We start from the raw sequence: 15,336 nt of genomic DNA, 5'->3' as shown, positions 1-15,336 counted from the left end.
CAGGGAAAAGGAGAAATACAATGGACGTTTATAAAATAAAAGGCGGCAAACGCTTGTCCGGAACGATTAAAGTCAACGGTGCTAAAAACAGCGCCGTGGCTTTGATTCCGGCTTCGATTTTGGCGAATTCGCCAGTATCGATTGAAGGTTTGCCAGAAATTTCCGATGTTTGGACACTGAAAAGTATTTTGGAAGAAATTGGAGGTTCCGTCACATTCGAAGACGGCGTCATGCAAATCGACCCGACTGAAATGGTCGACATGCCACTGCCAAACGGCAACGTCAAGAAATTGCGGGCTTCCTACTATATGATGGGCGCGATGCTTGGGCGTTTCAAGCACGCGGCAATTGGCCTTCCAGGAGGTTGTTTCCTTGGGCCACGCCCAATCGACCAGCATATTAAAGGCTTCGAAGCGCTTGGCGCAAAAGTGACCAATGAGCACGGGGCGATTTATTTGCGTGCCGACGAATTGCGCGGCGCGAAAATCTACTTGGACGTTGTCAGCGTAGGCGCAACGATCAATATCATGCTCGCTGCCGTACGTGCGAAAGGGCAGACCGTCATCGAGAATGCGGCGAAAGAGCCGGAAATCATTGACGTCGCGACGCTCCTGACCAATATGGGCGCGAAAATCAAAGGCGCCGGCACCAACGTCATCCGTATCGAAGGCGTGGATGAATTGCACGGCACCAACCACACGATCATTCCTGACCGCATCGAAGCGGGCACATTCATGATCATGGCTGCCGCTGCTGGCGACGGCGTGACGATCGACAACGTCATTCCTTTCCATATGGAAGCCTTGACTGCAAAGCTCCGTGAAATGGGCGTGGAAGTTCAGGAAGATGAAGAATCGATCCACATTCCGAAAACCGAAAATTTGCAGCCGATCGACGTCAAGACTTTGGTCTATCCAGGCTTTGCGACCGATCTGCAGCAACCGTTCTCGGTCTTGATGACACAAGCGCACGGATCTTCGATGATTACCGATACCATTTATTCAGCACGCTTCAAGCACATCGATGAGCTGCGCCGCATGAATGCGGTCGGGCGCGTCGAAGGGCGTGCGGCCATTGTTACCGGGCCGACTCCGTTGAATGCAGCGACTGTTGTCGCCTCCGATCTGCGCGCAGGCGCGGCACTTGTTATCGCCGGGCTGCTGGCAGAAGGCGAAACGGAAGTGCGGGAGATCTATCACATCGAACGCGGCTACTCGAACATCATCGAAAAGCTGCGGGGCCTTGGCGCTGACATTCGCCGCGAAACGATCGACCCCGTGGCGAGCGGGAAGTCCGACCTCAGTTCTGACGTGAATTGACTCTCTAAAGGCGTTTGCATATATGCTACAATATAAATGGCATATACAAAGATTGAACGGAGGAAAATGAATTATGGAACGAAGTCTTTCGATGGAATTAGTACGGATTACAGAAGCGGCAGCAATCGCCTCTTCAAAATGGATGGGCCGCGGCCTGAAAAATGAAGCGGATGACGCGGCAACGGAAGCGATGCGGACCGTATTCGATACGATCCCGATGCGCGGAACCGTCGTTATCGGCGAAGGCGAAATGGACGAAGCGCCGATGCTCTACATCGGCGAAGAACTTGGTTCAGGCGACGGTCCTGAAGTGGACGTCGCGGTCGACCCTGTAGAAGGCACGAATATTGTCGCTGCGGGCGGATGGAATGCGATTGCCGTTCTGGCGATTGCGGATCGTGGAAATTTACTCAATGCACCGGATATGTACATGGAAAAAATTGCAGTCGGCCCTGAAGCTGTCGGCAAGATTGACATCAACGCTCCGGTCATCGACAATTTGCGCGCCGTCGCTAAAGCGAAAAACAAGGATATCGAAGACGTTGTTGCCACAATTATTGACCGGCCGCGCCATGCACAGATCATTAAGGAAATCCGCGATGCGGGAGCACGCATCAAATTGATTACCGATGGCGATATCGCCGGTGCCATCAACACGGCTTTCGACCAGACAGGTGTGGACATCCTATTCGGGATAGGCGGAGCTCCGGAAGGGGTTATTTCCGCAGTCGGATTGAAATGCCTTGGCGGAGAATTTCAAGGCAAGCTGGTTCCTCAGGATGAAGAGGAAAGACAGCGTTGCCTGGATATGGGCCTTGAAGTCGATAAAGTGTTGATGATGGATGACCTGGTCAAAGGCGACGATGCCATCTTTGCAGCGACAGGGATCACCGACGGAGAACTTCTTCGCGGCGTTCAGCTGAAAGGTTCTTTTGCAGAAAGCCATACCTTGGTCATGCGTGCGAAATCCGGCACTGTCCGTTTTGTCGAAGGGCGCCACAGCCTCAAGAAAAAACCGGATCTCGTCATGAAAGATTAATTTCCATACTCCAAAAATGAGTCCGGCTTTATGCCGGGCTCCTTCTTTACTGACTCCAGAACAATAGCAATTCCCCAGAAATCTTGAAACTAATGATAAGTGTGGTGTCCAACTAGATGGCAACGATGACAATTTCTGCATTAGAAAATATGACGCTCAAAGAGCTTTATAACCTGGCAAAAGAATACAAGCTGAACAATTACAGCAAACTGACGAAAAAAGAATTGATTTTCGCCATTTTGAAAACCCGTGCGGAACAGGAAGGCTTCTTTTTCATGGAAGGCGTCCTGGAAATCATCCAATCGGAAGGTTTCGGGTTCCTGCGCCCGATCAATTATTCTCCAAGTTCACAAGACATCTATATTTCCGCTTCCCAGATCCGCCGATTCGATCTTAGAAATGGTGATAAAGTATCCGGAAAAGTCCGCCCGCCAAAAGAAAATGAACGCTATTTCGGGCTGCTTCAAGTAGAAGCCGTCAATGGCGAAGACCCGGAAGTCGCAAAAGAACGTGTCCATTTTCCAGGACTGACGCCGCTGTATCCGGATCGCCATATCCGCCTCGAAACCGGGCCGGAACATTTATCCACGCGCATTATGGATCTCGTCTCCCCAGTCGGTTTCGGTCAGCGTGGCCTGATTGTTGCACCGCCAAAAGCCGGCAAAACGATGCTCTTGAAGGAAATCGCCAATGCCGTGACGACCAATCACCCGGAAGCAGAACTGATTGTGCTGTTGATTGATGAGCGCCCGGAAGAAGTAACGGATATCGAACGCTCGGTCGATGCTGATGTGGTGTCTTCGACTTTCGATGAAGTTCCTGAAAACCACGTCAAAGTAGCGGAGCTTGTACTCGAACGCGCCATGCGCCTTGTCGAGCACAAGCGCGATGTTGTCATTTTGATGGATTCGATCACGCGTCTTGCGCGAGCTTATAATCTGGTCATTCCGCCAAGCGGCCGAACGCTTTCCGGCGGGATCGACCCTGCCGCATTCCACCGACCGAAACGCTTTTTCGGGGCGGCACGTAATATTGAAGAAGGCGGCAGCTTGACGATCCTGGCGACGGCGCTCGTCGATACAGGGTCGCGCATGGATGAAGTCATTTACGAAGAGTTCAAAGGCACGGGCAATATGGAACTGCATCTCGACCGCAGTTTGGCCGAACGCCGCATTTTCCCGGCGCTCGACATCCGCCGTTCAGGCACGCGCAAGGAAGAATTGTTGATGGATCCAGAACAACTTGATAAACTATGGACTATCCGCAAAACCTTCTCGGATTCACCAGACTTTACAGAGCGCTTCATGAAAAAGCTCAGCCACTCAAAGACCAATGAGGAGTTTTTCGGGCAATTGCCGAGAGACGGGAAATCATCACGCACTCCGCGAAAGACGATTTGATTACTTGCAATAGCCTTTAGGTTTTGATATGATTATGAAAGTGAAACAAAACAGTACTATTGCATATACGGCCTAACGAGCCGTGTAAGGCAATAGGCAAAATAGATTAAACTCTGTTCCAGATGGTTCAGGGCGGGAGGAGAAAATATTATGAAAACAGGTATTCACCCAGAGTACAAAACAGCAACAGTGACTTGCTCATGCGGCAACTCATTCGAAACAGGTTCAGTAAAGGAAAACATCAACGTTGAGCTTTGCTCAGAATGTCATCCATTCTATACTGGACGCCAAAAATTCGCAGCTGCAGATGGCCGCGTAGACCGTTTCAACAAAAAATACGGTCTCAAAGAAGAAATCAACAACTAAGTCACTATTATACCCGTCCGTCGCGAAAACGCCGGATGGGTATTTTTTTTCGTCAATGAACAGAAAAAATCAATTACATAGCAGAAAAATGATAGGCATATCCACCATTTTTGGTATGATATTAACAGTAAATGTTTGAAAGGGGTCTCCACTATGTACGTCATGAAACAGACCGGATGGGTTGAGGTGATCTGCGGCAGCATGTTTTCCGGGAAATCGGAAGAGCTGATCCGCCGTATCCGCCGTGCGCAATTCGCCAAGCAGAAAATCGCGGTATTCAAGCCAAAACTCGATAACCGCTATAGCGAGGAAGCGGTCGTCTCCCATAACGGAACCACTGTTATTGCGCTGCCGATTGGGCATTCCGGCGAGATGAAAGAATATATAACTGATGAATTTGATATCATCGCCATCGATGAAGCGCAATTCTTTGATATGGAAATCGTCGATCATGTACAAAAATTGGCCGATCACGGTTTTCGTGTGATTGTCGCAGGCCTCGACCAGGACTTCCGCGGTGTGCCGTTCGGTCCGATGCCATCCCTGTTGTCGATCGCCGAGCAAGTGACCAAATTGCAGGCTGTCTGCACAGTCTGTGGATCTCCCGCAAGCCGCACACAGCGCTTAATCGACGGCAAGCCTGCCGGTTCAGATGACCCGATCATCCTAGTCGGTGCTTCCGAAGCCTACGAGCCGCGCTGCCGCCATCACCACGAAGTCCCGGCCGGCGTTACGGTTACAAAATAAGCACCAATTAGTTTGAAGAAGCGTTTATATAAACAAATCACAGACCTTGAGAAGTCAATGGACTTAAATTTTTGTTGTATTTCTTGAGAAAAGATATGAAGCGAAATAGCGCAGACTCCTGGGGGAGCAGCGAAGTACTGAAATCCATTCGGGCGCCTAGCCCGAATTAGTTCAGTGCAAGCCCCCCGGAAAGCCAGCTATTTCGCGGAATATCGTAAACAATGAAATCCTATGCACAGAATTATCGACTTTATATAGAAGAAACTAGAGGTGAAAACAATGTTTGACCGTTTACAGTCTGTCGAAGACAGATACGACCGTCTCAACGAAATGTTGAGTGACCCGGATATTGTCAGCGATACGAACAAGCTTCGCGATTATTCCAAAGAACAATCCGATTTGCAAGAAACTGTGGAAACGTACCGCGAATACAAGGACGTCCAGACGCAATTGGCCGATTCAAAAGCCATGTTTGAGGAAAAAATGGATGCCGATATGCGTGAAATGGTCAAAGAAGAAGTCTCAGAACTTGAAGGGCGCTCAAAAGTGTTGGAAGAACGCCTTCACGTCTTATTGATTCCAAAAGATCCGAACGATGACAAAAACGTCATCATGGAAATCCGCGGTGCAGCAGGCGGCGATGAGGCAGCTCTATTTGCAGGAGACCTGTTCAAGATGTATTCCCGTTTTGCTGAAGCGAACGGATGGAAAGTCCAAATCATGGACTCCAACCCGACAGAAATCGGCGGTTTTAAAGAATTGGTCTTTATGGTGACCGGTAAAGGTGCTTATTCTAAGTTGAAATACGAAAACGGTGCCCACCGCGTACAGCGCGTTCCTGAAACCGAATCCGGTGGACGTATCCATACTTCGACAGCGACGGTTGCATGCTTGCCGGAAGTGGAAGAAGTCGAAGTCGATATTCATGATAATGATATCCGCGTTGATACCTATGCATCATCAGGTGCAGGGGGCCAGTCGGTCAACACAACAATGTCGGCAGTCCGCTTGACGCATTTGCCGACGAATATTGTGGTGACATGTCAAGACGAGAAATCACAAATCAAGAATAAAGCGAGCGCCATGAAAGTCCTGCGCGCGCGCGTCTATGAAAAATTCCAGCAAGAAGCGCAAGCTGAATATGATTCCGTACGTAAATCCGCTGTCGGTACAGGTGACCGTTCAGAGCGTATCCGCACATACAATTTCCCGCAAAACCGTGTGACGGACCATCGCATCGGATTGACCATCCAAAAGCTGGATCAAATCCTGCAAGGCAAGATGGATGAAATTGTTGACGCCCTGGTGATCGATGAACAATCAACGAGGATGGAGAGCTTAAACAATGAACAAAGTTGAAACCTTAACGCCAGTGGAATTCGTCTATGAAGCCTTGGAGCAAGCGACAAGCTATTTAAAACAATACGGCCGTGAAGAAACGCCGGCCCGCATTTTGTTGCAGCATGAATTGGGAGTGGATTATTCTGGTTTGGTCGCGGCAATGCGCGATAAAATCGAAGATCGCCATTTCGAAGCCTATTGGGCCAATGTCGAAGAATTAGTCGAAGGCGTGCCTGTCCAGCATTTGACGGGCATTGAACAATTTTACGGCAGAACTTTTCACGTATCGCCAGCCGTCCTTATTCCACGCCCTGAGACAGAAGAGCTGATTGAAGAAACCCTGAAGTTGAAACGTGAGCTATTCGGCACAGAAGAAGTGCAGGCAGCGGATATCGGAACAGGCAGTGGAGTGATTGCGATTACCTTAAAATGCGAATTGCCGGAAGCGGAAGTGATGGCGACGGATATTTCCGAAGAAGCCTTGTTTATGGCGGAACGCAATGCTAAAACTTTAAGCGCCGATGTCCATTTCACAAAAGGGGACCTAGCAGCACCGCTTGCGGGGAGAAAATGGGATATCATCCTGTCCAACCCACCGTACATCGCTCATCATGAAGCGCCAGGCTTGTCCGATACGGTTCGCGAATTCGAGCCGCATGAAGCGTTGTTCGCAGACAGCAACGGGCTAGCCGCATATGAAACCTTGGCCGGGCAAGTGCCGGAATTAATCAGCCGCCCTGGCATCATCGGGCTTGAAATTGGCACTAGCCAAGGCGCTGCTGTAACGGAATTGTTCCAAAAAGCTTTGCCTGAAGCGCGTGTCTACTGCAAAAAAGATATCAACAAACACGACCGCATGGTATTTTGTATTTTAGAGTAATTTGTGCACAAATCACCTGATATTAAGGGGTGTTATCCACAAAATGTGGATATTGTCGCCAAAACCTTATTGTACTGGAGATGTTTAGGTGGAAACGAAAACAATTCTTGTGGATGAACATGTGAACAAAGATGAAAGTTATACACAAGCTGTGGATTATATCCGGGGAGGGGAGGTCGTCGCATTCCCGACCGAAACCGTTTATGGCCTTGGGGCGGATGCAATGAACGCGACCGCTGTCGACAAAATTTTCGGAGCGAAAGGCCGCCCGACCGACAATCCATTGATTGTTCATGTGGATTCCAAAGAAACTGCCTTAAAGTATGTTGAAGATGTTCCTGAAAAAGCCTTGCAATGCATGGATGCTTTTTGGCCAGGGGCACTGACTTTGATCATGCAGGCAAAACCGGACACCTTTGCTTCTAATGTAACAGCAGGCTTGCCGACGGTAGGCATTCGCGTACCGAACCATCCGGTTGCATTGAATTTATTAAAGCGCCTGAAGCAGCCAGTTGCAGCGCCGAGCGCCAATACGAGCGGAAAACCGAGCCCGACTTTGGCAGAGCATGTCTATTTCGATATGAACACCAAGATTCCGCTTATTTTGGACGGTGGGCCGACACAAGTTGGCATCGAATCGACAGTGCTCGACATGACGAGCGCACCGCCAGTTATCTTGCGTCCTGGACAAGTGACGAAAGAACAATTGGAAGAAGTAATCGGGACTGTCCGCTTGTCTTCCGAGACAAAAGGCAATACACCGAAATCACCTGGCATGAAGTATGCCCACTATGCACCGGCTGCCCCGCTTTATTTGATCGAGCACAATAGCAAGCTCATCGAAAAAGCGATCGATCATATTCACGGCAAGAAGAAAAAAATCGCTGTGCTGAGCCGCGAGGATTTCGAGACAGCGGATTATTGCTTCCCGCTTGCTGTGGATAAGTTATACGACAGCTTGCGCAGATGTGACCAAACAGATGCTGATTTGATCCTGGCGTGCGTGTTGCCGGAAAATGAAGACGCTGCCCTGATGAACCGCCTGGAAAAAGCAGCGGACCATAAATGGTTCAGCTGAATCCGGCAAATGAATTAGATGACAGTATGTAAAGCCACTGGGAAATTTCCAGTGGTTTTTTTGTGTTTAAAATTAAGGGAGAATGGGAGATTCCGCTGCAAAGGGCACGCTTGGGGCCTGCAGGATGCAGGTCATGCAGCTGATGCGACAGGACGTCGCGTTTTCAGCTGCCCGGGGATGGGGCGGGTGTTGAGCCGCTTCCCTCACTAGTGCTCAATCCAGGGTGCCTAGTTTCTCTGTGAAAGGGCATCACATGGAAAGCGTTGCTCCCACATCTGCTCAACCCTCACTATGTTCGGGCATCGCAAAAAAGATCTGCATGCAGATGCGTCGCAAATGAATGGACTCGGTTCACCTCGTTCATTCATTCATTGAGCCGCTTCGTCGCTACGCAAAACCACGCCTGCTCAACTCTCACGATGTTCGAGCTTCGCAAACGAATACGCTCAATACCTTTCGCATATTCGCTTGCAGGGTCTCAATTGTCTCGCTAATCCTCCCGGAGTCGCCCCTTTCCGCTTCATCTTTAGTTTTAGAAAGTAAATAAAATGCATTTCGCATTGGACTTAGTGTGAATAATTTTGTTCTGATTCGTAAGTCTAAATTATATAGCTACAGTAAATTCACAATTAGCAAGTCTGATTAAGCTTCTTCATCAGCGTATGCCCCCAATTAACAGGCGGGCTTTCTCGCATGCAATATCCAATGAAACCTAAAAGCCGAACCGCGCACAAGGGCGAGCCGGAGCGATGAGACAAGTGTTCTTCTTGGCTCATTGCGAGAGGCCAGCCCCAAGCGGGAGGCGACTGCTTCACGAAGAAAAGATCAATGAACAATCCAATTCACTCTCAAGTCCAGCTAAGCGACGATACCAGCGGATGAATCCAATCAACAGCGACATTTCCTTGCATGCAACATCCAATGAAATCTCAAAGCCGAACCGCGCACAAGGGCGAGCCGGAGCGATGAGACAAGTGTTCTTCTTGGCTCATTGCGGGAGGCCAGCCCAAAGCGGGAGGCAGCTGCTTCACGAAGAAAAAATCCATGAACAATCCAATTCACTCTCAAGTTCAGCTATCCGCAATGACTGCTACACCATCCAGCCCAATCCGCATCCATACAATAGCTCGATAAAATGCGGTATAATAATAGGTAGACACACGCTAATCTGGAGAGTTCATTGAACGCAAAAGATGGCGACACAGAAGCTTGGATAAGGGGGGATTGGATGAAGATTTTATTCGTCTGCACGGGAAATACGTGCCGCAGCCCGATGGCGGAAGCGATTGTGCATACCCGTAACATCGTGGGAATGGAAGCCCGCTCGGCCGGGATCTATGCGGGGCAAGCGCCGCTGTCAGCCAATGCACAGAAAGTATTGAGCGAGCAGTCCATCGAATTCGATCATATCTCGAAGCCGCTCGACCCGCGCGATGTGGAATGGGCGGAGCTGATCTTGACGATGACTTATTCGCATAAAATGGCACTCATGCAATACTATCCAGAAGTAGCGACAAAGCTGCACACGGTGAAGGAATTTGCGGAAGGCTCGAGCGGCGATGTCAGCGATCCTTACGGAGGTTCCTTGGCGGATTACCGCAAGACTTATCAAGAGCTGGAACAATTGATCGACAAGATGGCAAAGCAATTAGACATCACGTAACTGGAAAGAGCTGTCCAAGAGCATAAATGCATGTGCTTCGGGACAGTTTTTTTCGATTGCCGGCCACGAAGATTTCAGTTGCAGAAAGCAGGCGAGAGGAAGTAACATGGAACTGTTCAAAAATGTTAGAATTAAATAAAAGCGGCGGCGCTGATTTGAGAACTGTCCGCTAAATGAAAACGAAAAGAGGGTTAATCATGAGAATAGCAATTTCATCAGACCACGGCGGCAATAATCTGCGCAAGGAGATTGTCAATCTATTGAACGAGCTAGGCATTGAATACAAAGACTTCGGACCGCAAACGGACGACTCTGTCGACTACCCGGATTATGCACAACCGGTAGCGGAAGGTGTCGCCAGCGGAGAATTTGATAAAGGGATTTTGATTTGCGGCACAGGGATCGGCATGTCGATTTCCGCCAATAAAGTAAAAGGCATCCGTTGCGCGCTTGTACATGATGTATTCAGCGCAAAAGCGACGCGCGAGCACAACGATTCGAATATCTTGGCGATGGGCGAACGTGTCATCGGGCCAGGGCTCGCGCAAGAAATTGCGAAAACATGGCTAACGACTGATTTTGAAGGCGGCCGCCACCAAAACCGCGTACAGAAAATCAGCGCACTCGAAAACTAAGGAGGAGTAAGCATGCAAAGCTTATGGCAGTTGCAGCTTGAAGAGGTTCTCAGCGAATTGGAGCAACAGATTGCATTCAAGGAAGGCCAATTATTCGTCGTCGGCTGTTCGACTTCTGAAGTCGCCGGCGAGCGCATCGGTACAGGCGGCGGGCTTGATATTGCAGAAAGCCTGTTCGAACCGCTGCGCGTGTTTGTGGAACGGCACGGATTGTTTCTGGTGTTTCAAGGCTGTGAGCATATTAACCGCGCGCTGACCATTGAGCGGGCAGCTGCCGAACGCTATGGCTTGGAGCCGGTATCGGTAGTGCCGGTGGCAAAAGCCGGCGGGTCGATGAGTGCTTACGCCTTCATGAATATGAGTGACCCGGTCGTCGTCGAGGAAATTGCTGCCCACGCCGGAGTGGACATCGGGCAGACGATGATCGGCATGCATTTAAAAAGAGTCGCCGTTCCGGTGCGGACTTCTGTTAAACTAATAGGGGAAGCGATCGTATCAAGTGCGACGACACGTCCGAAATTGATCGGCGGTGTCCGTGCGAGCTATGATCGACAGGTTCTTCAATCACGGGAGGGAAAGACAGATGGAATTGATTAAGGCGCAGGATCAGGCAGTATATGAAGCAATGAACGCGGAAAAAGAACGCCAAGAAGCGAATATCGAATTGATCGCATCGGAAAACTTTGTATCCCAGGCAGTTATGGATGCACAAGGGTCCGTGTTGACCAATAAATACGCAGAAGGCTATCCGGGCAAACGCTATTACGGCGGTTGTGAATTTGTAGATGTAGTGGAAAATATCGCACGCGACCGCTTGAAAGAAATTTTCGGCGCAGAGCATGCAAACGTTCAGCCACACTCCGGTTCACAGGCGAATATGGCTGTCTACACAGCGATGCTTGAACAAGGCGATACCGTCCTTGGCATGAACTTGAACCATGGCGGACATTTGACACACGGCAGCAAAGTCAACTTCAGCGGCATGCAGTACAATTTCGTCGAATACGGCGTTGATAAAGATACGCAGTTGCTCGATTACGAAGCGGTTCGCCAGTCAGCTCTTGAGCATAAGCCGAAAATGATCGTTGCCGGCGCAAGTGCATATTCCCGCACATTGGATTTCGCGAAATTCCGCGAAATCGCTGATGAAGTCGGTGCGTACTTGATGGTCGACATGGCTCATATTGCAGGGCTTGTCGCAACCGGTGCCCATCCGAACCCAGTGCCTCATGCACATTTTGTTACTTCCACTACCCATAAAACATTGCGCGGCCCACGCGGCGGCTTGATTCTTTGCAAAGAAGAGTTTGCGAAAAAGATCGACAAAATCATTTTCCCTGGCATCCAGGGCGGCCCGTTAATGCACGTCATTGCGGCAAAGGCGGTCGCTTTCGGCGAAGCGCAAGAGCCAGAATTCAAAGATTACATCGACCAGGTCGTCAAAAACGCGAATGTCTTGGCTGATAGCTTAACGGCTGAAGGCGTCGATATCGTTTCCGGCGGCACAGACAACCACTTATTGCTGCTCGATCTCCGTTCACTTAACTTGACGGGCAAAGTAGCGGAACATGTGTTGGACGAAGTCGGCATCACGACCAATAAAAATACTATCCCGTTCGATCCGGAAAGCCCGTTTGTTACATCCGGCATCCGTCTCGGAACAGCAGCCGTCACATCCCGCGGTTTCAAAGAAGAAGAAATGAAAGAAATTGCTTCCATCATGGCGCTTCTATTGAAAAACCCGGAAGACGAAGCTGTGAAGAAGGAAGCGGCTGACCGTACAGCGAAATTAACAGCTGCCCATCCTTTGTACAAATAAGCAGTTGAATATTTAGATGAATATTGAAATGAATAAAGCCGCCACATGCATTGGCGGCTTTTTTTCACCATACATAATGAGAAAAACTGGGAGGGACGCGTATGCATCAATATGAAATCCAGGAAGACCGGAAAGTGATTATAGATTGGCTGCGCCGTCTCGGGATTGAATTCCACACGAGCTTTGTCGTCGTGAACCCGGAAATTTCCGATCATCCAATCGCCTATGCAAATGAAGCGTTTTTTGAAATGACCGGGTATAGCGAAAAGGAAGTTATCGGGAAAAACGGTAAATTCCTCCACGGGACGAAAACCGATGCCGATATCGGCATTAAGATTCGAGAGGCCACTGCATCGGCTAAGCACGGCGTTTTTGAAATCGTCAATTACCGAAAAGACGGCACGCCTTTCTGGAACGAAATCACCGTCCAACCCTTGGCGTTTCCGGAAAAATCATTGCGTTATATCCTGATGCTGCAACGGGATATCAGCGACCGCCGGCGGGCAGAAACCTTGATTGATTTGCAGAAAGAAACGTATAAAGGCATTGAAAAAGGGCATATGCTCGGAATGCTCCTGCAGAATATCTGTGAAACGGCTGAATCGTTTTTCCTCGACGATTCACACTGCACCGTCCTATTGGTGGACGAGGCGAAACGTTTTCAGGTGGGAGCGGCGAAATCGATGCCGGAAGAATTCACAGTCGGGATGCGCGGTTTAGAAGTATCAGCCGATGTGAGCCCTTGCGGAGCAGCATATCTTCGCCAAGAGCCGGTCATTGTGGAGGACGCAGCACAGGATGCGCTTCTAAGTGGCCAGCAAGACGTTCTCGACCGTTTCGGAATCAAAGCGATTTGGTCTGTGCCGATTTTTAACGGCAAGGAAGAAGCAATCGGCACATTCGGGATTTACTTTCCGGAAGTCTATAAGCCTTCGCACAAAGATCTGGTCTTTATGGAGGAAATTGCGTCGATTGTTTCGTTGGCAGTGAAGTTCTCGCGCCAACAGGAAGAGATCTTGCGCCTTGCCTATATCGATGAGGAATCAGGGCTGCCGAATCGCCACTATTTCCGCACCGAACTGAAAGAGCTAGTGAAAGATGGCAAAGAAGGTTTTGTCGCGTTCATCTCGGCAGACGAATTCATTAAAATCAGTGATCAATACGGCCACCGGGCAGGCAATGATCTGTGCCGGGAGCTTGGCCGCCGTCTTGTGCTGGCAGGAGGCGCCGGCGAAAAAATGGTCGCGCGCTTTTCCGACTCGAGACTGTCACTCTACAGCGCCATTCCATTAACACGCGCGCCTGAGTTTCTCGAGGATATTTTAAGCAGCCTGCGGGAGCCGGTGTCGATCGGCGAGATGGATTTGTTCTTAACGGTCAAAGTTGGGGTAGCAATTGTGACGCCTGCCCAGCAGAATGCAGAAGAGCTGGTCCGCTGTGCTGACAGTGCTTTATCGAAAGCGAAAGAACGCACCGGCGAGGCGGTCTGCTATTTTGAAAATGAACAAGACGAATTGATGATGCGCGATTTGCGAGTTGCCAATGCATTGACGGTGGCGCTTAAACGAAAAGAAATCAGTGTCTTCCTGCAGCCGAAAGTGGCGCTCGAAAGCCGCGAGATCCTCGGCTTTGAGGCGTTGGCACGTTGGAAGTCGCCGGAACTTGGGGATATTTCGCCCGCTATTTTCATTCCCGCTGCGGAGAAGAACGGCAAGATCCGCCAGCTGGAGCAGCACGTCATCGAGCAGGTCTTGTCTTGGCTGGAAAAGCGTCAAGAGCAAGGGCTGGAGCTGCGCCAAGTGGCGATCAACATTTCAGCAGAACATTTCTTTCATCATTCCTTCGTGCCGCATTTAGTGGATGAAACGAAAAAATTCGGCGTGGATCCAAAATGGATTCAACTGGAGATCACTGAGCGCATCGGCGTTGTCGATATCGATACAGCCGGCACGGTGTTCGATCAGCTGAAACAATATGGCTTTGCGACATCCATCGATGATTTCGGGACAGGCTATTCATCGCTCAGCTATCTTCAGAAGCTGCCTGTCGAAGAAATCAAGATTGACCGTTCCTTTGTGTCCAATATGGAGGAACACGGTGCGCGTGCCGTTATCCGGACCATCATCCAGCTAGCGAATAATTTAGGGCTGCGGGCAGTCGCGGAAGGCGTCGAAACTGAAGACGACCGGACGCAATTGCTTGAGATGGGCTGCACCATCGCCCAAGGCTTTTTATTCCACCGGCCGATGCCGATTGATGAAGCACATCTACTCTAACCGGGGCAATTGCCCTGGTTTTTTATTTTGCCTAGTGAAGTTGACTGAATAATTCTAATGCAGGGGTGAAGCTCTAAATCTTTTCGTTTTCTGTTATACTGTTTAGGAAAATGTATGAAAAAGGAGAGATACACTGTGGGAAAAGTATTCGTTTTTGATCATCCGTTAATTCAGCATAAACTGACGTATATCCGCGACAAATCGACTGGAACAAAAGAATTCCGTGAATTGGTTGATGAGATTTCAACCTTGATGGCCTTTGAAATCACACGCGAGCTTCCGCTTCAGGAAATCGATGTGGAAACGCCGGTGCAAGTTGCCAAATCAAATGTCTTGGCCGGGAAAAAATTGGGCATCGTTCCGATCTTGCGCGCAGGAATTGGAATGGTTGATGGTGTCTTGAAATTGATTCCAGCGGCAAAGGTTGGCCATATCGGCTTGTACCGTGATCCGGAAACTTTACAGCCTGTGGAATACTACTTTAAAATGCCTTCAGATGTCTCTGAACGCGAATTGATTGTCGTCGATCCGATGCTTGCGACAGGCGGCTCTGCAATTGAAGCGGTCAACTCGTTGAAAAAGCGCGGTGCGACGAAAATTAAGTTCATGTGCATCATCGCGGCTCCAGAAGGTGTGGAAGCTTTGCAAAAAGCACATCCGGATGTCGACATCTATATCGCGGCACTCGATGAGAAGCTCAACGAAAAAGGTTACATCGTGCCTGGCCTCGGCGATGCCGGAGATCGCTTGTTCGGAACAAAATAAGAAAGCGG

General features: G+C 49.6%; 14 protein-coding genes. All 14 read left to right on the top strand.

Annotation, left to right across the window (positions count from 1 at the left end; genetic code table 11):
• Positions 1 to 20 precede the first annotated feature (20 nt).
• The 14 genes from murA to upp all read left to right on the top strand — a co-directional run bounded on the left by murA (position 21) and on the right by upp (position 15,328).
• On the top strand, positions 21 to 1,319 hold the full coding sequence (murA, locus tag G3255_RS13970; RefSeq protein ID WP_211655023.1) for a UDP-N-acetylglucosamine 1-carboxyvinyltransferase: 1,299 nt from the start codon (positions 21 to 23) through the stop codon (positions 1,317 to 1,319).
• Between the two features lie 73 nt (positions 1,320 to 1,392).
• Complete coding sequence (glpX, locus tag G3255_RS13965) at positions 1,393 to 2,358, top strand: class II fructose-bisphosphatase (RefSeq protein WP_211655022.1); 966 nt, start codon at positions 1,393 to 1,395, stop codon at positions 2,356 to 2,358.
• Positions 2,359 to 2,474: 116 nt separating this feature from the next.
• Positions 2,475 to 3,758 carry a transcription termination factor Rho gene (gene rho, locus G3255_RS13960; RefSeq protein ID WP_211655021.1) on the top strand — a complete coding sequence of 428 codons (1,284 nt, stop codon included), beginning with the start codon at positions 2,475 to 2,477 and terminating at the stop codon, positions 3,756 to 3,758.
• A 150-nt stretch (positions 3,759 to 3,908) separates the two neighbouring features.
• Positions 3,909 to 4,124: a 50S ribosomal protein L31 gene (rpmE, locus tag G3255_RS13955; protein ID WP_211655020.1), complete on the top strand. Its 216-nt coding sequence runs from the start codon at positions 3,909 to 3,911 to the stop codon at positions 4,122 to 4,124.
• A 153-nt stretch (positions 4,125 to 4,277) separates the two neighbouring features.
• The gene (locus G3255_RS13950) at positions 4,278 to 4,871 is read left to right on the top strand and encodes a thymidine kinase (RefSeq protein ID WP_211655019.1); all 594 of its coding nucleotides are present in this window, start codon (positions 4,278 to 4,280) and stop codon (positions 4,869 to 4,871) included.
• A gap of 279 nt (positions 4,872 to 5,150) precedes the next feature.
• Positions 5,151 to 6,230 (top strand): peptide chain release factor 1, encoded by a 1,080-nt coding sequence (gene prfA, locus G3255_RS13945; protein ID WP_211655018.1) that lies wholly within the window; start codon positions 5,151 to 5,153, stop codon positions 6,228 to 6,230.
• Positions 6,217 to 7,092 carry a peptide chain release factor N(5)-glutamine methyltransferase gene (prmC, locus tag G3255_RS13940; protein ID WP_211655017.1) on the top strand — a complete coding sequence of 292 codons (876 nt, stop codon included), beginning with the start codon at positions 6,217 to 6,219 and terminating at the stop codon, positions 7,090 to 7,092. The genes prfA and prmC overlap by 14 nt, the downstream gene beginning before the upstream one ends.
• Before the next feature lie 88 nt (positions 7,093 to 7,180).
• Positions 7,181 to 8,170 (top strand): L-threonylcarbamoyladenylate synthase, encoded by a 990-nt coding sequence (locus G3255_RS13935; protein ID WP_211655016.1) that lies wholly within the window; start codon positions 7,181 to 7,183, stop codon positions 8,168 to 8,170.
• A gap of 1,228 nt (positions 8,171 to 9,398) precedes the next feature.
• On the top strand, positions 9,399 to 9,833 hold the full coding sequence (locus tag G3255_RS13930; protein ID WP_211655015.1) for a low molecular weight protein arginine phosphatase: 435 nt from the start codon (positions 9,399 to 9,401) through the stop codon (positions 9,831 to 9,833).
• A 197-nt stretch (positions 9,834 to 10,030) separates the two neighbouring features.
• The gene (rpiB, locus tag G3255_RS13925) at positions 10,031 to 10,468 is read left to right on the top strand and encodes a ribose 5-phosphate isomerase B (protein WP_211655014.1); all 438 of its coding nucleotides are present in this window, start codon (positions 10,031 to 10,033) and stop codon (positions 10,466 to 10,468) included.
• Positions 10,469 to 10,480: 12 nt separating this feature from the next.
• Positions 10,481 to 11,065 carry a TIGR01440 family protein gene (locus tag G3255_RS13920; RefSeq protein ID WP_211655013.1) on the top strand — a complete coding sequence of 195 codons (585 nt, stop codon included), beginning with the start codon at positions 10,481 to 10,483 and terminating at the stop codon, positions 11,063 to 11,065.
• Complete coding sequence (gene glyA / locus G3255_RS13915) at positions 11,052 to 12,287, top strand: serine hydroxymethyltransferase (RefSeq protein WP_211655012.1); 1,236 nt, start codon at positions 11,052 to 11,054, stop codon at positions 12,285 to 12,287. The genes G3255_RS13920 and glyA overlap by 14 nt, the downstream gene beginning before the upstream one ends.
• 101 nt (positions 12,288 to 12,388) lie before the next feature.
• Complete coding sequence (locus G3255_RS13910) at positions 12,389 to 14,563, top strand: bifunctional diguanylate cyclase/phosphodiesterase (RefSeq protein ID WP_211655011.1); 2,175 nt, start codon at positions 12,389 to 12,391, stop codon at positions 14,561 to 14,563.
• A 135-nt stretch (positions 14,564 to 14,698) separates the two neighbouring features.
• The gene (gene upp, locus G3255_RS13905) at positions 14,699 to 15,328 is read left to right on the top strand and encodes a uracil phosphoribosyltransferase (RefSeq protein WP_058382961.1); all 630 of its coding nucleotides are present in this window, start codon (positions 14,699 to 14,701) and stop codon (positions 15,326 to 15,328) included.
• Positions 15,329 to 15,336: the final 8 nt, after the last annotated feature.

Origin of the sequence: Planococcus sp. MSAK28401 (assembly GCF_018283455.1) — a bacterium.
GTDB lineage: Bacteria > Bacillota > Bacilli > Bacillales_A > Planococcaceae > Planococcus > Planococcus alpniumensis.
The sequence above is the reverse complement of the archived record's forward strand: the minus strand, read 5'-3'. Positions and strand labels throughout refer to the sequence as shown.